At 63.8% G+C, this 16214-nt stretch carries 18 protein-coding genes, 1 tRNA gene and 1 pseudogene; 8 read left to right on the forward strand and 12 right to left on the reverse strand.

The window, feature by feature from the left end:
* Nucleotides 1-384 precede the first annotated feature (384 nt).
* From yidC to PE067_RS18225, 5 genes and pseudogenes are all read left to right on the forward strand, one after another.
* Nucleotides 385-2244, forward strand: a pseudogene (yidC, locus tag PE067_RS18205) (membrane protein insertase YidC); the annotation flags it as partial.
* A 31-nt stretch (nt 2245-2275) separates the two neighbouring features.
* Nucleotides 2276-3043, forward strand: coding sequence for an MOSC domain-containing protein (locus tag PE067_RS18210; protein WP_276191116.1), 768 nt, complete (start codon nt 2276-2278; stop codon nt 3041-3043).
* Entirely contained in the window at nt 3040-3690 is a 651-nt protein-coding gene (yihA, locus tag PE067_RS18215; RefSeq protein WP_276191118.1) for a ribosome biogenesis GTP-binding protein YihA/YsxC, read from the forward strand. The genes PE067_RS18210 and yihA overlap by 4 nt, the downstream gene beginning before the upstream one ends.
* Nucleotides 3691-3828: 138 nt before the next feature.
* Nucleotides 3829-4728, forward strand: coding sequence for an acetylglutamate kinase (argB, locus tag PE067_RS18220; RefSeq protein ID WP_276191596.1), 900 nt, complete (start codon nt 3829-3831; stop codon nt 4726-4728).
* A gap of 97 nt (nt 4729-4825) precedes the next feature.
* Nucleotides 4826-5344, forward strand: a complete 519-nt coding sequence (locus tag PE067_RS18225; protein ID WP_276191120.1) for a histidine phosphatase family protein — start codon at nt 4826-4828, stop codon at nt 5342-5344.
* Between the two features lie 45 nt (nt 5345-5389).
* On the opposite strand, the gene PE067_RS18230 is transcribed toward PE067_RS18225, so the two are convergent.
* Together PE067_RS18230 and PE067_RS18235 are read right to left on the reverse strand one after the other, a co-directional pair.
* Nucleotides 5390-6355: a hexose kinase gene (locus PE067_RS18230; RefSeq protein WP_276191122.1), complete on the reverse strand. Its 966-nt coding sequence runs from the start codon at nt 6353-6355 to the stop codon at nt 5390-5392.
* On the reverse strand, nt 6352-6759 hold the full coding sequence (locus tag PE067_RS18235) for a metallopeptidase family protein (protein WP_276191123.1): 408 nt from the start codon (nt 6757-6759) through the stop codon (nt 6352-6354). The genes PE067_RS18230 and PE067_RS18235 overlap by 4 nt, the downstream gene beginning before the upstream one ends.
* A 78-nt stretch (nt 6760-6837) precedes the next feature.
* Here PE067_RS18235 and gltX point away from each other — a divergent pair, with 78 nt between their 5' ends.
* Together gltX and PE067_RS18245 are read left to right on the forward strand one after the other, a co-directional pair.
* Nucleotides 6838-8163, forward strand: a complete 1326-nt coding sequence (gltX, locus tag PE067_RS18240) for a glutamate--tRNA ligase (protein WP_276191124.1) — start codon at nt 6838-6840, stop codon at nt 8161-8163.
* Nucleotides 8164-8266: 103 nt separating this feature from the next.
* Nucleotides 8267-8343: transfer RNA gene (locus tag PE067_RS18245), tRNA-Met, on the forward strand.
* 111 nt (nt 8344-8454) lie between these two features.
* On the opposite strand, the gene PE067_RS18250 is transcribed toward PE067_RS18245, so the two are convergent.
* The 10 genes from PE067_RS18250 to PE067_RS18295 all read right to left on the reverse strand — a co-directional run bounded on the left by PE067_RS18250 (nt 8455) and on the right by PE067_RS18295 (nt 15586).
* Nucleotides 8455-8760 (reverse strand): hypothetical protein, encoded by a 306-nt coding sequence (locus tag PE067_RS18250; protein WP_276191125.1) that lies wholly within the window; start codon nt 8758-8760, stop codon nt 8455-8457.
* A 55-nt stretch (nt 8761-8815) separates the two neighbouring features.
* Nucleotides 8816-9436, reverse strand: coding sequence for a hypothetical protein (locus tag PE067_RS18255; protein WP_276191127.1), 621 nt, complete (start codon nt 9434-9436; stop codon nt 8816-8818).
* A complete protein-coding gene (locus tag PE067_RS18260; RefSeq protein ID WP_276191128.1) occupies nt 9436-9999 on the reverse strand; it encodes a hypothetical protein in 564 nt (187 codons plus the stop codon). Before PE067_RS18260 ends, PE067_RS18255 begins: the two co-directional genes overlap by 1 nt.
* 14 nt (nt 10000-10013) lie before the next feature.
* Nucleotides 10014-10691: a hypothetical protein gene (locus PE067_RS18265; RefSeq protein WP_276191129.1), complete on the reverse strand. Its 678-nt coding sequence runs from the start codon at nt 10689-10691 to the stop codon at nt 10014-10016.
* A gap of 573 nt (nt 10692-11264) precedes the next feature.
* On the reverse strand, nt 11265-12563 hold the full coding sequence (locus tag PE067_RS18270; RefSeq protein ID WP_276191130.1) for a helicase RepA family protein: 1299 nt from the start codon (nt 12561-12563) through the stop codon (nt 11265-11267).
* 1 nt (nt 12564) lies between these two features.
* Nucleotides 12565-12936, reverse strand: coding sequence for a hypothetical protein (locus tag PE067_RS18275; RefSeq protein WP_276191131.1), 372 nt, complete (start codon nt 12934-12936; stop codon nt 12565-12567).
* A gap of 127 nt (nt 12937-13063) precedes the next feature.
* Nucleotides 13064-13240, reverse strand: a complete 177-nt coding sequence (locus tag PE067_RS18280; protein WP_276191132.1) for an AlpA family phage regulatory protein — start codon at nt 13238-13240, stop codon at nt 13064-13066.
* 78 nt (nt 13241-13318) lie between these two features.
* Nucleotides 13319-13858: a hypothetical protein gene (locus tag PE067_RS18285; RefSeq protein ID WP_276191133.1), complete on the reverse strand. Its 540-nt coding sequence runs from the start codon at nt 13856-13858 to the stop codon at nt 13319-13321.
* Complete coding sequence (locus PE067_RS18290) at nt 13858-15162, reverse strand: integrase arm-type DNA-binding domain-containing protein (RefSeq protein ID WP_276191135.1); 1305 nt, start codon at nt 15160-15162, stop codon at nt 13858-13860. The genes PE067_RS18285 and PE067_RS18290 overlap by 1 nt, the downstream gene beginning before the upstream one ends.
* A gap of 208 nt (nt 15163-15370) precedes the next feature.
* Nucleotides 15371-15586, reverse strand: coding sequence for a hypothetical protein (locus tag PE067_RS18295; RefSeq protein WP_276191136.1), 216 nt, complete (start codon nt 15584-15586; stop codon nt 15371-15373).
* 122 nt (nt 15587-15708) lie between these two features.
* Here PE067_RS18295 and PE067_RS18300 point away from each other — a divergent pair, with 122 nt between their 5' ends.
* Nucleotides 15709-16200: a hypothetical protein gene (locus PE067_RS18300; RefSeq protein ID WP_276191137.1), complete on the forward strand. Its 492-nt coding sequence runs from the start codon at nt 15709-15711 to the stop codon at nt 16198-16200.
* Nucleotides 16201-16214 lie beyond the last annotated feature (14 nt).

A 16214-nucleotide genomic window follows, 5' to 3' on the forward strand; every position in this document is an offset into this window, starting at 1 on the left:
GCGCTCACGCGCACAGCATCCGGGCGACGGGCAGTGACGGGCCTTCGTCAGGCAGAGATGCCCGTCATCATCGCACCCGCACCCCGGAACGCCGATGGCTCATTGTTCCGGCGGCGATCCCTGCCGCCACGCGCAACATTGCCTGCGGAGCCGGCCCGATCTGTCCGAACGCCACGTTCCTGCCACAGCCGGATCCGCCGCACGGCAGATCCTCGCCGCACCGGATCGCCGGTGTTTTTCCGCGCACCGTTCAGCCCACCCCATCAGACGAACGCACGGGAATTCGCACGGTGCCGGGGGCAAATTCCCTCGACCTTTGGCCGGGGCTTCTGTTGAACCGGCCCGGAATGCGACGGAAGATGCTCGACGAAGGACCCGCCCGGCATGAATGACAACAACCGCAACCTGATTCTGGCGATGGTGCTATCGGCGCTGGTCATGATCGTCTGGACGATCTTCTTCCAGCCCGAAACCCCACAGCCCGCGCCGCAGACCACTGCGGAAAGCCAACAGGCCGATCCGGCAGCCCCGGCCGCGCCGAATGCGGGCACGACCGCGCCCAGCCTTGACGACGCGGCGCCCGCCGCGGCGGGCGATCCCACGCAGACCGCCGCCCGCGTCCAGATCGAAACGCCTTCGCTGAAAGGCTCGATCTCGCTGGCCGGTGGCCGCGTCGACGATCTGGAACTGCTGGGCTACCGCGAGACGCTGGACGAAAATTCGCCCTATGTCCGCCTGCTGTCGCCGACCTCGTCCACGCAGGTGAGCAATGATGGCTCGGCCGTCGCGCCCGGCGGCAATACCGGGATCACCGTCAACAAACCCTATTACGCGGTCTATGGCTGGATACCCGCCGCCGGAACGGATCCGGCGCTGGTTCCCGGTCCGATGACGCTGTGGGAACTGGAATCGGGCAGCACGCTGGCCCCCGGCCAGCCGGTGACGCTGCGTTGGGACAATGGCGCGGGCCAGATCTTTCGCCGCACCTTCGAGCTGGACGACAAATTCCTGTTCACCGTGACGCAGGCGCTGGAAAACACCGCCGACAGGCCGTTTTCCGCCGCGCCCTATGGCATCCTTGCCCGCCACGGCCGCCCCGACACCCAGAATTTTTTCGTCCTGCACGAGGGCGCGGTCGGCATGACCGACGGCAAGCTGCTGGAAATGAAATACAAGGGTATCGCCGATCTTGATCCGGTCGCGGGCGAAGGTCCCGCCGAAATCATTCAGGTGGACGAAAACGGCTGGATCGGCTTTACCGACAAATACTGGATGACGACGCTGGCGCCCGCGCCCGGCCAGTCCTTTTCGGCGGTGGTGCGCTATGCGCCGGGCGCCGACATCTACCAGACCGAAGCCCGCCTGCCGATGCAGACGGTTGCGCCCGGCGCCTCGACCTCGTCCAGCACCTATCTGTTTGCAGGCGCCAAGGTCTGGGAAACCATCACCGACTATCAGGAAACCCCCGGCATCGACCGTTTCGTGGATTCGATCGACTGGGGCTGGTTCTATTTCCTGACCAAACCGATTTTCCGCCTGCTGCACTGGCTGCATGCGATGATCGGCAACATGGGCTGGGCGATCATCGCGCTGACCGTCGTGCTGAAATTCCTGGTCTTTCCGCTGGCCCGCAAATCCTACATCTCGATGGCCAAGATGAAGGAACTGCAGCCCGAGATGGAGGCGATCAAGGAACGCACCGGCGACGACCGCACGAAATACCAAAAAGAGGTGATGGAGCTTTACAAGCGCGAAAAGGTGAACCCCGCAGCGGGCTGTTTGCCGGTGCTGCTGCAGATCCCGATCTTCTTTTCGCTGTATAAGGTGATCTTCGTCACCATCGAACTGCGCCACGCCCCTTGGGTCGGCTGGATCCGCGACCTGTCCGCGCCCGATCCGTCCAGCCTGTGGAACCTGTTCGGCGTCCTGCCCTGGGCCGCGCCCGCGCAAGGCACGATGCTGCATTCGTTTTCACTGCCGATCCTCGCGATCATCCTGGGCATTTCGATGTGGATGCAGCAAAAGCTGAACCCGGCGCCCGCCGATCCCGCGCAAAAGGTGATCTTTGCATGGATGCCGTGGATCTTCATGCTGATGCTGGGCGGCTTTGCCTCGGGTCTGGTGCTGTATTGGATCGCGAACAACGTCATCACCATCATTCAGCAATATACGATCATGTCGATGCACGGCCACCGGCCCGATCTGTTCGGCAATATCAAATCCAGCATCCGGCCGCAGAAATCCGCGGCCAAGGCACCCCCCAAAGGCAAGGGAAATGACCGCGACCGTCGCGCTGATCCGTCGCCACCCGATCAAGGCGATCGGGGGCGAGGATCTGCGCGAAACCGTGCTGCACCCGTCGCGCGCGATCGAGGGGGACCGTCAGTGGGCGCTGCTGCATCAGGGGGGCGAACGCCACGCCGGCGACAGCCGTCATCCCGCCCGCTGGCTGCCGAAAAGCTGTTTCCTGCAAGGCGCGAAATCCTCGCGCCTTCAGGCCATTCAGGGCGGGTGGAACGATCAGGGCCGGATCGCCCTGACCCATCCCGATCTGACCGGGCTGGATTTCGACCCGGAAACCGAAGGCACGCGGCTGATCGACTGGATCCGCCCGCTCTGGCCCGAAGGGTTTCCGATCCCGACCCGTCTGGTCCGCGCACCGGCCGCCTTTGCCGATGTCAGCCAGCCCTGGCTGTCGATCCTGTCGCTTGGCACGCTGCGCGATCTGGAAGGCCGCCTTGGCCAGCCGGTCGGCACCAGCCGCTGGCGCGGCAACCTCTGGGTCGAAGGCTGGCCCCCTAGGCTTGAACGCGACCTCATCGGCCGCATCCTGCAGATCGGTCAGGTCGAGCTGCGCGTGGCCGAACCCATCGGCCGCTGCCCGGCAACCAGCGCCGATACCGAAACCGGGCTGATCGACATCGACATGCCCGCCGCCCTGAAACGCCATTTCGGCCATTCCGATTTCGGCATCTACGCACAGGTCGTCACCGGCGGCACCATCCGCCCTGGCGACCGCATCGACATACAGGACCAGCCGTGAAGGTTTCCTTTCCCCTCGCCCCCGAACCCGAAGCCGAAGCAGCCGAGGCCGCGCGCAAGCTGTTCGCGGGCCCGGTCGATTTCGTCAGCCGCGTCGTTGCCATGGACGGCCTGCTCCCTGCCGACCGCCCCGAGGTCTGCTTTGCCGGGCGTTCGAATGTCGGGAAATCCAGCCTGATCAATGCGCTGACCGGGCGAAACGGGCTGGCGCGGGCCTCGAACACGCCGGGGCGGACGCAGGAAATCAACTATTTCGCGCTTGGCCAACAGGCCTATCTGGTCGACCTGCCCGGCTATGGCTTTGCCAAGGCGCCGGTCGCTGTGGTCGCAAAATGGCAGGCGCTGCTGAAAAACTATCTGGCCGGTCGCCCGACCCTGCGCCGCGCCTTTGCGCTGATCGACGCGCGCCACGGCGTCAAGGATGTCGATCACGAGATCATGAAACTGCTGGACCGTTCGGCCGTCCCCTTTCAGGTCGTGCTGACCAAGATCGACAAGATCGGCCCGCAGGCGCTGACCGCGACCATCGCCCAGGTCGAGGAAGCGTTGCAGAAACACCCGGCCGCCTATCCCGAACTGGTCGTGACCTCGTCCGACAAGGGCAAGGGCATCGCGACCCTGCGCGCGATCATCGCCGGTCTGGACTGAATTGGTCGGGACCGGCAGCACAGATCCGCGCGGAATTTGCAACGTCTGGACCTTGGGGCGCACCCGTCCTAACCTGCCGCGCGACGCACAAGACCTGTTGCGCCACGCACAAGGGCCCATCGGATGAGAAAGCAAGATATGAACCGTGACTGGACCGCCACCGCACGCACCCTGTCCGAGGCCCTGCCCTATATGCAGCGCTATTCCGGCGCGGTCGTCGTGGTGAAATTCGGCGGCAATGCCATGGGCGACGACGAGGCGATGGCGGAATTCGCCCGCGATATCGTGCTGATGAAACAGGTCGGCATCCATCCGGTGGTCTGCCACGGCGGCGGCCCGATGATCAATGAAATGCTGGACAAGCTGGGCATCGAATCGCGTTTCGTGCGCGGCAAGCGCGTCACCACCAAGGAAACCGTCGAAGTCGTCGAAATGGTGCTGTCCGGTCTGGTGAACAAGCGCATCGTGCAGGCGATCAATGACGCCGGCGGCCGCGCGGTCGGCATTTCCGGCAAGGACGACGACCTGATCGTCTGCGAGGCGGACGACCCCGAACTGGGCTTTGTCGGCCGCCCCGTCGAAATGAACGTCCAGATCATCCGCGACCTTTACAACGCGGGCCTGATCCCGGTCATCGCCCCGGTCGCGACCGGCATGGCCGACAACGAAACCTTCAACGTCAACGGCGACACGGCGGCGGGCGAAATCGCGGGCGCGCTGCGCGCCGACCGCCTGCTGCTGCTGACCGATGTCGCGGGCGTCAAGGACAGCAATGGCGAGGTCCTGACCCAGATCCATCCCGATCAGGTCCGCGAGATGATCGAGGACGGCACCATCGCGGGCGGCATGATCCCCAAGACGGAAACCGCGCTCAAGGCGCTGCGCGACGGTGTGCGCGCCGTGGTCATTCTGGATGGCCGCGTGCCGAACGCCAGCCTGCTGGAACTGTTCACGGAACATGGCGCGGGCAGCCTGATCCGCGCCTCGAAACCGCGCGTGCGGCCGCGCGGTCTGCGGCAGGGCGAAAGCGAGCTTTGATTTGCGCCCCAATTCCCGGCAGACAATGCTTGCCGCCCGGCGGGAAGCTGTGGCAGGCTGCGCTTTGCACCCTCATGGTCGGCCAAGGTAGAACCTCATGACTTCACCCGGATATCGCCGGCTCATCCTGACGCGGCACGCGAAATCGTCCTGGGACAATCCCGAATTGACGGATCACGACCGCCCGCTGAATGCGCGCGGCAGGCGGTCCGCGCTGGAGCTGGGCGACTGGCTGGCCAGCCGGGGCTATGATCCCGAAGAGGTGCTGTGTTCGACCGCGCAGCGCACGCGGGAAACCTGGGAGTGGGTATCCTCGGCCATTCTGGAGGTTCGCCCGAATATCCGTTTCGAGGCGGGGCTTTACCACGCCAGTCCCGAAAAGATGCTGCAGATCCTGCAGACCGCCGCCGCGCCGACGGTGCTGATGATCGGCCATAATCCCGGCATTGCGGAATTCGCGGCGATGCTGCCCGCGCGCGTGCCCGTCGATCCCGATTTCCGCCGCTATCCGACGGCCGCGACGCTGGTGATCGACTTCCAGACCGACAAATGGGCGGATGTCCGGCCGGGTCAGGGCAGCGTGCTGGACTTTGTCCGCTTCGACGGCCGGGGATAATTGATCCAGAGTGCGCCGCGCCCCGCGCCCTGGATCCGGGGCGCCCTAGATCCGGGTCACGATCCGCGCCTGAAACAGCGCCTCGACGTCCCCGGGGCGGCACAATTCGGTCGCGGGCGTCTGCACCGTCGCAGATGCCGCCGCCGCGCCCAGCCCCATCGCCTCGGCGATGTCCCATCCGCGCGCCAGCCCCAGGGTAAAGCCCGCCAGATAGCTGTCGCCCGCGCCGACCTTGCTGACGACCGGGACCGTTTCGGCATGGGCATGCCAGATCCCGTCGCGGGTCGCGATGATATTGCCATCCGTGCCCCGCGCGATAATGACGCCCTGCGCCGCACCGCGTTCGACCAGTTCCACCGCCAGCGCCGCCGTATCGCCGCGCGTGGGCAGCGGCCTGCCCGCCAGCCCCTCGGCCTCGCGGTCATCCATGCGCAGGATATGGACCGAAGCGTTCCGCCCCGAGGCGACCTCGGCCAAGGCCGCGCCCGATGTATCGACGATCAGCCGCCCCTGCGGCATCCGCGCCGCCAGCATCGCGGCAAAAGCGGCAGGCACGCCCGGCGGGTTCGACCCCGACAGCACGACATAGCCATCGGCCGGGGCATGGCGGGCGATCTGGTCCAGCGCCTGTTCGACCAGATCCGTGCCCCATTCCGGGCCGGGCAGGACAAAACGGAACTGCTGCCCCGTCGCCGCATCGGTCACGGTAAAGGATCTGCGGGTTTCCCCCGGCGCGGGCAGGGCGATGACCCCGATCCCCGCATCGGCCAGCATCTGCACGATCCGCTGCCCGGTCAGCCCGCCAAGCGCCGCCAGCGCCCGGCTGTGCCCGCCCATCAGTGCCATCGCCCGGCTGATATTCAGCCCGCCGCCGCCGGGATGGGTGATCGGCGCCTCGCAACGCAGCTTGACCTCTGGCGTGACGCTGGCCGTCGCGGTGGACAGGTCCAGCGCCGGGTTCAGCGTCACGGTCAGGACCGGAACCTGACGCGCGGGATCCGTCGCCCTCATTCCCACCACCGGTCGATCCGGGCGATGTCGTCATCCGACCAGCCGAAGTGATGGGCATATTCATGAACTACGACATTGCGCACCAGCGCCGCCAGCGTCACATCCCCGCGACTGGCCCATTCGTCCAGAATCGCGCGGCGAAACAGCCAGACGGTATCTGGAAAGGCCTGCGGCTCTGCCAGCGATTTTTCGGTCAGCGGCACACCGTCATACAGGCCCGTCAGCTCCAGCGGGTCGTGAATGTCCAGCGCATCCAGAAAATCATCGCGGGCGAAATCCGCGACGCGCAGGATCACGGCCTGCGCATGGCCCGCGAATTCGGGGGGAAAGGTGGCGATGACGTCGCGGGCCAGAGCCTCGATCGCGTCATTGTCGGGGGCTTGGGCCTCGGTCCAGTCGGTCATGTCGGCTCTCCTGTCGTTGCCCCTGATATGGACAAAATCCGGCTATTGTGAAAGAGCGAACGGGACAGGAGACATCCCATGACCACCACCCGCTTCGCCCCCTCGCCCACCGGACATATCCACGTCGGCAACCTGCGCACCGCGCTGATGAACTATCTGATCGCCCGAAAGAGCGGCGGCAGCTTCATCCTGCGGCTGGACGACACGGACCGCGAAAGGTCGAAACAGGAATATGCGGATGGCATCCAGCGCGATCTGGAATGGTTGGGCCTGACCTGGGACCGGATCGAACGCCAGTCCGACCGGCTGGACCGCTACGGCGAGGCCGCCGATCAACTGCGCGCGGCGGGCAAGCTCTATGAGGTTTTCGAGACCCCGACCGAACTGGACCTGAAACGCAAAAAGCAACTGAACATGGGCAAGCCCCCGGTCTATGACCGTGCGGGGCTGGGCCTGTCGGATGCCGACAAGGACAAGCTGCGCGCCGAGGGCCGCGATGGCTACTGGCGTTTCCTGCTGGATCACGAACGCATCGAATGGACCGACGGCATCCTTGGCGATATCTCCATCGACGCGGCCAGCGTGTCCGACCCGGTGCTGATCCGCGCCGATGGTCAGGTGCTGTATACCTTTGCTTCATCGGTTGATGATACCGATATGGGCGTGACCCATATCGTGCGGGGTGCCGACCATGTGACGAATACCGCGACTCAGATCCAGATCATCAAGGCGCTTGGCGGCACGCCCCCGGCCTTTGCCCATCACAGCCTGCTGACCGGCGCGCAGGGCGAAGAGCTGTCGAAACGTCTTGGCGCGCTGTCGATCCGCGAGATGCGCGAAACCGGCATCGCGCCCGAGGCCTTGCTGTCGATGATGGCGCGTCTTGGCTCATCGCAGCCGATCGAACTGCGCATGTCGCTGGACGAACTGGCCGAAGGGTTCGACCTGTCGCAATTCGGCGCCTCGCCCACGAAATTCGACCCCGACGACCTGCTGCCCCTGACGCGCGAAGCCAATCAGGCCCGCCCCCTGTCCGAGGTCGCCGACCGCATCGCGGCACTTGGCGTCCCGGCCGATCAGGCCGAACGTTTCTGGCGCGTGGCCTCGCAGAACATCACCAAGCTGGACGATCTGGGCGCGTGGTGGACGATTTTCCATGACGGGGCAGAGCCGCGCATCGACGCCGAGGATGCCGATTTCATCGCACAGGCCATGACCCTGCTGCCGCCCCCGCCCTACAACGACCAAAGCTGGTCGGAATTCACCGCCAGGGTGAAAGAGGCGACCGGCCGCAAGGGCAAAGGGCTGTTCATGCCGCTGCGCAAGGCCCTGACCGGTCAGGAACACGGCCCCGACATGGCCGATGTCATGCCGCTGTTGCAGGTCGTGAAGGCGCGCGGCTAAGGGGGCGGCTGGCGGCCTGCGGGCGCGCGTCGGATAAGTTCGGAAAATCGCAACTTACCCGCTTGACGCCCCCGCAAGCCCGCTTTAAACCCCGCTCACCCGTGGCGGAGTAGCTCAGCTGGTTAGAGCAGAGGAATCATAATCCTTGTGTCGGGGGTTCAAATCCCTCCTCCGCTACCATTTAATCCGGTAATGAATTGATATTATTGGAAAAATTTCGACAGACAGGAACATACCCGCCTATTTGCCCGCCATCTCAAAAGCGCTTGATTGCGATGCGATGCGCCACGATCACGCCGCGCGATCCACCACATAGGCCCCGCCTCCCGGCGTGATGACCAACCGCCAGCCGTCGCGCCGCCCCTGCCGGACAATCGCCAAGCCAGTTCCGAGAAGGGCGGTATCAAGTTCCGCGAGTGCCGCGTTCAACTCGGCATACATCCGCACAGGCGGTGGCCCGCCGTCCGGGTCATGGTCAAACATGCGGTCAAAAATCTGGTCGGCAATGATCGGACGGCCACCAGCAAGATAAACCGCTTCAAGCACCGATTGCGCATCCTCCGACAGCCCGCGTTCGTTCATCAGGTCGATCAGCATCAGGTCCAGATCAGCCAAGGCGGGGCGACAGCCGCTGCACATCGGGCACTGGATTTCAGCCGCCATACCGCCGCTTCGCAATCTCGATGGCCTTCAGGATGGTTTCGGGCCGATTTCCCATGCCTGTGTCAATCAGATACTCGGACACGCGCCCGCCCGTCTTCGCATCCAGATCGGCCACCAACCGTTGAGCAAGCGCAATATCATCGGGCGCGATCTGGTTTTCTGCGATGAAGCTTTCGGCGGCGGTGCGCATCTCGGCCAACCGCTCATCCGAAACAGGCAGGTTCGGCATTGTGTTCCCAAGGGCTTCCCGAGCCAGCCCCATCACCTCGGACACATCATCCTGCGACATGCCGCTGTCGCGGAAATCTTGCGCCAGGGCGGCGCTGGTCTCGCGGATCGCTTCGGCTTGATCGGCATTTCCTTCAGCCTGCGCTGATGCAGCCCACGGTTCCAGCGTGTCGGCCACGCTGGCGGCAGGATCGGGGCGCGCTTCACTTGGGAATGCTTCGTCAATCGCATCACGCGGCGGCTGGGCGGCTTGCGTGGCGGGCTTGCTGTCGCCGAAAAGGATTGACGCCGCCGTGGGTGTCGCGGACGCTGGGGACGCGACAGGCGCGCCCTGCGGTGCTGCGGTCGGTTCCGTGGGAAAAAGCAGGTTCGCGGTATCCATCACGCCGGTTCCTTTTCCAAGTATTCCTGCCAAGCGGCCCCAACGAGTTCGGCGACCGTGCGATCATTGCGCCGCTTGGCCGTGCCGTCCACGACTACGGCGATCAAGAAATGGCCGTGCCCTGCGGCATCCTTGCGCCCAACGCGGCCATCCGGGGTGTCACCGGCAAGACGAACATGGTCCCGCGTGGCCTTCTCTGCGGCATCCAGCGCAGCAGCGGCGGCGACGAACGCGGCAATGGCGGCATCCATGTCCCGCGCAGCAGCCAGGGCGGCGGCGGCGGACTTCTGGGCTTCGGCGCGATGGGCGCGGCGATCCTCGATCCCGGCGTCCTCGTCTGCGTCGGCTTCGAGCACCTCGGCCCGGCGCTTGGCTGCAACCAAAACTTCCCTGTCCGCGACCAGTCCGGCGATTTCGGACTTGATCCGCGCCAGTTCCTCGGCGGCGGATTTGTCCCCGGTCACTGCGCCCAGAGCCAGCGCGTCAGATCGGGCGCGTAGGGCCGTGGCGTTCGCATCTAGCGTCGCAAGCTGGCCGGTGATCATTTGGGAGGTGGGTGTCATTTTGATAGTTCCTTTCAACGGTTTGCCAGAAAGCCGAGCGGATCGGCGGAATACGGATCGGAGGTGAACGAGGATCGCCCGCCATCAACGAAAGCCTGTTCCTCCGGCCAATCGACGCGCGGCGCGGCCCAATCGGTGGTCGCGGCTGGGGCTGGCCGGGGCAGAATTGGCCGATATGGTTCAGGCGCTGGTTCGGGCTGGACAGGCGTGGCAGGGGCAGGCGTCGGCGCGACAGGCGCGGGGCAGGCGTCGATCAGCGGCGCGGCAGCATCAGCGGCGTCGGCCAGCGCGTCGAACACTTCGATGACTTCAGCCGCCAGCTTCCTTTTCTTCGCGCGCGCGAGCCGTTCGGCCAATCCTTCGTCGTGCTTCACCGCTTCGGCGGCAACCTCGATCCTGACGGCCATCAGCCGCCGTTCCAGTTCAACCAGCGCATCCGGTTCCATTTCCACAGGCTTCGGGCGGCTGTGCAGGTATGGAGCGGCGGCTTTGGCTGCGTCGAGACGCACATCTGCCGGAAGTTCCTCATCGTTCGCGACGGCGGCCAGGTGTAAGACCGGCGACCAACCCGGAAACGCTTCCTCGACTTCGGCAATCGCTTGCGCAGCACGGCGCAGCGAAGGACGGCCCGGTTTACGGCCTGCACCTTCACGCGCGCCCCCATGGCCGTTGATGTCGGTCTCTGCATCCACTTGAAAAACCCCTGCCGATATTCAAGCGTCACGTTATCACATCTCAGTTTCCCGTCAAGTGTTTGATAACGTTGTGAAATTCACAACACTCTGGCGGATGCTGTCGCGGTGCAAAAAACGCAACGTGCGCAGAGGCGCTGTGCTGCCCGCTGGCGGGCGATCCTGATCGGGGGTGCCGATGATGCAGTGCAGGGTTGGCGGCGGTGTGGCGGGCGATCTGCGGCGGTGCGGCGGTGGCGAGGGCGGATGACCGGCAGATTGATCGGCGCGGCGTTTTCGCAACCTCGCAACCCGCGCGACGGTGGCAAGGTAAGTGCGGCGTTGATGGCGTCACTTCTTGCCGGTCCTGCTTCCCCGCAGCGGGCCGATTTTCCCCACCCCACATGAAGCCCGCCGGGTGACCCCCACCACACCCCACACCCCACTGGTAAGTGGTGGTGGGGGTGCGGAATGAGGGTATTTCACCCCCACTTCCCCACCTTTCCCCACCCCACTTACCCAAGGTGGGGAAGCTCCATCAAGGCACGAAAAAGCCCCGCTTGTGGCGGGGCCGTTTGCAGCAATCTCGCAAGGTCAGTCGTTCACAACCGCCCATTCACCGACAAAGATAGATGGCCTGCTGTGGCCTTTATCGTCCGGCAGGCGCTCGACCTGAAGCGCCCCTGTCGCGATCCATGTCCGCATCAACTGCTTGATCCGGGCGCGGTCGGCCTTGTCCTGCGAATTCAGGCCCAGCAGCGGCGCGATGACGTGCCCGGCCCAGTCGTTCGCTTGGGCGTTTTCCCGCAAGGCCTTGCCGTCAACCGCGTGTTGGACCTTCAACAAATCGGCGGTCGTTATCCCGTCGAAGGCGTCGGGCGGTGTCCATGCCTCCGCCACGGCGACAAAATCCTCGGGCCGGTCAGCGGTTCCATTGCCCAATGACTGGCTTGCGAGGCGAAACCAGCGGGCCGACGATGCCGGGGCGAGGTTCGACTTGGCGTCATCGACACGGACCAGCGAACGCCGCTCATCTGCGGGGATACCCAATGCCTCTGCGGTATCCTTGTTCATGACGTTCAGCACACGGGCCGCGCGAACCGCCCCCGCAATGGCAGACCCGCCACGGGCTGCGTCGATATCGGCATCCGCGCCGTTCAGTTTTCGCGAATGATGCACCAGGTCGATGGCGCACTCCGTGCGATCCGCCACGAGCGCAAACGCTTTCACCGCTGCGTCCATCGCACCGTTGTCGTTTTCCGGCATCGAATGGACCGACACGAACGGGTCAACGATCAGCACGTCGATGCGCCGCGACCTGATGGCCTCGATCAGAGCATCAACCACGGGCATCGCAACCGTGGGGCCATTCGGGGTGTTTGCTCCGATTTTGATCGGCTGATCTCGTCCGCTGTCAATGAAAAGCCGGTCGCCAATTTCATCCGGTCGAATGCAGTGAAACTTCATGGCCGCAATCGCGCGCCGCTCAAGTTCGTCGGTCGGGTCTTCGCCGTTCCACAACCAAACCCGCAGCGCGCCGTGTGGTTTCTGGCCGATCAGGGACCGCCCTGATGCCATCGCCAGCGCGTCGGTGACGGTCAGCGTCGTCTTTCCCACACCGCCCGGCGCAATTGTCGCAGATGCGTATTGCCGGATTAGATGGTGCCCATAGAGCCATTCGCGGGGCGGCAGGTCAGATGCGGGGCGGAAGGTGAAAGGGCGCGGATTGATCGAGGCCGCTTCACCCAAAATAACCCTCGGCCCGTTGTTCGTGCGCAACGGCAGCACGTTCGAGGCGGGGGCCGGATGATCGAAACCGAAATCGCCATAGTCCCGATGATCGGGCATCGGGCCGGGATCGCCGGGCTGGAACATCCACTCGGGCGGGGTCATATCAGTCGTCATGCCGGTCCCCGAAATAGCGACGTTCGGCCCTTTCTGCGAATTCGCGGATGCGGTGATAATAGCCCAGCATTCGCTGAAAATCGGGCTTCTTGCCATCAGCATACGGGTGCATGGCGTCCAACATGGGGCGGCAGCCGGGATCGGGAAGTGGCTTCCCCACCAGCGCATGAAGGTCGTGCCAGTATGCGCCGGAGAGCGTCTGCAAGCTGGCTATCGACCAGCAGGCGCGGTTCATCTCGTTCGGCTTGAGCGACGCATCGTCGTAAAGGCGGCGAAGGCGTTCGGCCAGCATATAAACTTCAGGATGCCCGAATGCCGCGTTATACCGGCGCAGGGGATTTGTCGGGGATGCGGTGTGCATCGAATTACCTCGCAATTTTTCTTGCGAGGCGGGCGCGATGTGATAATGTAACGATGCTTCAACATCTATCGCGACCCGCCTCCGGTTTCATCGCCGGGGGCGTTTCCGCTTCTGGCAGATAGGGCGGTCAGGCGGCTTGCAGCGTCACTTCCCACGCCAGCAAATCGGCAAGCCGCCAGCGGGTGCATCCCGGCGACAGTTTCACGGGACGCGGGAATGCGGGATTGTTCTGAAGACGACGCCACACGGTCGCGGGGTTTTCGCCGTAGCGTTCAGCGACTTTTTTGACGGACAGGTATTCCATTCACTGCACCTTCGGTTTGTAACTCGATGGTTGCAGATTGCCGCGACCAGCCGCTTTGCATCAGTGGCGTTAATTCGGTCAGATTTTCGGGGGCGGCAGATCAGCCGTCAGGATCGTCCTGCCGTGCGCTCGAAGTTCCGCATACCAATGGTCCAGTGCCGCCGAGTGACGCGCCTGCGCCGCAAGTCGCTTCCGGTGCCGCTCATCAACCGCAAGCCGCCCCGACACCCGCGCGCCGATCTGCACGGCGGTCAGAGATTTCCGCCCTCGCCGCTTTCGTGCGCCGCCATCGCGCATTGCATCCGCTAGCCGCATGATTGCCGGGGAGTGCCGCAGCGGCCATGCTGGGCGGCATACCGAAATGGCGCGCGCGAAGGCAGCCGCGTCCTCGATTTCAATCAGCGCAGAAAATTCATTGGCCGCGCGCTTGCGCTTTCCGGCGTTGCTCAACACCCGTGCAAGCCGGTCCAGTCGCTCAACGGTTTCGCTGTAGTCCCCGCCCAAGATCGTGCCCGGCATGTCACGCAACGCCGGAATAGCGGTTCCGCGCAGCCACCGGGCAGCAACCACTGCATCCGCCGCCCGCATCACCACAGGGCGGTTACCGCGCTTGCCCATCACGCCGCCCCGCCATGCAGCGCGACCACCTTGGGCGGGGCTTCACCGCGCAGGAAACGGCCCCACGCCGTCATCAGCGCCCGGCGCTTTTCGATCATGTCACCGCGCCGATACGCACGTTCGGTCGCATCGCCTACTTGGTGCGCCAGTGCGATTTCCAGCATGTCGCGGGGATAGTCCGTCCGTTCGGCCCCCCAATCGCGGAACGTGCTGCGGGCCGTGCCGTGCGGAACAGCGGGCCGCTTTGACCGGGCATCGACATAGCCCACGCCGTCCTTTGCCACCTTGGCTTCGTGGATGCGCTTCATTGTGGCGCTGATCGCGGCATCGGACAACATCCCTCCTCTGGCTGCGGGAAAGACCAGCGGATTTCCTTCGAAACGCGGTAACGACTTTAGCAGAGCGATGGCATCGGCAGTCAGCGGCACCTTGTGTTCGCGGTCCATTTTCATTCTTGCGGCAGGGATAACCCAAAGCCCGGCATCAAGGTCGATTTCGTCCCATGTCGCGCCCCGGACCTCCGCAGACCGAGAGGCACAGAGGACGGCGAATTCCAGCGCGCGTGTCCCGATGCCCGACCGCGACCGGACATCAGCCATCCATGCCGCCATGTCGTCCAGCGCGACAGCCGGGTGGTTTCCTCGCTTCGCAACCTTGCCCGGCGTCGGCAAGTCTTCCTTGAGATTGCCGCGCCACGCCGCCGGGTTATCGCCGGTGCGGTGGCCGTTCACCGTTGCCCACGACAGGATATTTTCCAGACGGCCCCGAAGACGCCGCGCCGTCTCGGTCTTTGTGGTCCAAATCGGCGACAGAACCCGCAGCACGTCTTGTCGGCCAATATCGGACACCAGCATGTTGCCGATTTCTGGTGTCGCATACATCTCGACGCTGGATCGCCAGTTCTGTCGGTGCCGTTCGCTGCCGAACTCGGACATCTTGGCGGTGCAATACCGGTCGAGCGCGTCGGCGAATGTCAGGCCACGCCGCTGCGCAGCCGCCAGAGCCGAACGCTTGGCCTTCCGATCTTCGACGGGGTCAACGCCTTGCCGGATCAGTTCAAGCGTCTCTCGCGCGCGCTCGCGCGCCCCGGCAAGGGTCGTCGTCGCCGTGCCACCCATCCCGATTTCACGGCGCTTGCCGCCCACGGAAACACGCAGAAGCCACGTCCTTCCGCCGTTCGCGGTGATTTGGATATGAAGCCCAGCAACGCCACCGACCGCGAACGCAACGGGCCGATCCCGATCCCCCGGATGCGTGAGGCGCTTCACTTCCAGAGCCGACAATTCCTTTGCAACGCACGGCATTTTGTATCCCCATACCTACCCGCCTAAAAATATCACGTTTATTGCGATACGATGCAACGGATTGCAGTTGGGTTGCGGCCAAAAATCAACGCAACCAATTGGTATTACAAGTAATAATTAGACACCATGCGACTTGTAGCAACACAACTACGGCAGTCTCCTCCGCTACCATTTTTCCAGACAACATGATGGACGATCCGGGCGGCTGTCATGGCCGAACCGACCCGCAGGGAAACCACAGTGACAGCGGCGGAATTCCGGCCTGGTCCCGCCCCTGACAAGGTGTTGGGTAGTCTTGGGTATCGAAACCGTTTAATATCGCGCTCGACAGCCCTGATGGCGAACGAACAACCGTGACCGCCTGCGCGACATCGGACTGGAATATCCCGAAGTGGAACCGGCCGATAAAAACAAGATCAGCCATTACAATTCCCTTCGCGGATTTTTCACCAATCAGGCCGATCAGATCACGGCAACGGAATCTTTTATCCGGCGCATCAACGCGATTGACGGCGATGTGCTTTTGTCTTCAGAGGCATTGAGCAGTTGGCCGCCGTGCAAATCCGAGAGCAGATAAAAGATCCGCATGTCAGGATCATTTTCTACACGCGCGAAAGGCCAAGCTATCTGAAATCCCTTTTCAAGCAACACCTCAAGGTGCTGATGGCTCCCTCATCCTCGATTGAGAATGAACTGCGTGCCTTTCTGGGGCGTGCGATCATCCATTCGGACATGGAGCGTCAAACCCGCATCTGGCGCGAGGTTTTTGACGATGTCAGGGTTATTCGTTTCGAAGATCATGCCGGATCCAGAAATCTTCTGGCCTCTTTCATGAAAGAAGTCGACCGGGATTTGAGTTTCGACATCTCGGCGCCGCGCAACGTTTCTCCGGATTGGGCCGAGCTTGAATTGCGCCGGATCAAATTGATTTTCGGCGTCAGGCAACTGCCCGATCCAGACCCGGAAAAGCGCGCCCGGTTCAATGAGATGATCGAAGCGAAAGTGACCGCGATGATTGCTGCTGCATTGGCGGAATAATCGGCCATTCGCGG

Origin of the sequence: Paracoccus sp. DMF-8 (assembly GCF_029309835.1) — a bacterium.
Taxonomy (GTDB): domain Bacteria; phylum Pseudomonadota; class Alphaproteobacteria; order Rhodobacterales; family Rhodobacteraceae; genus Paracoccus.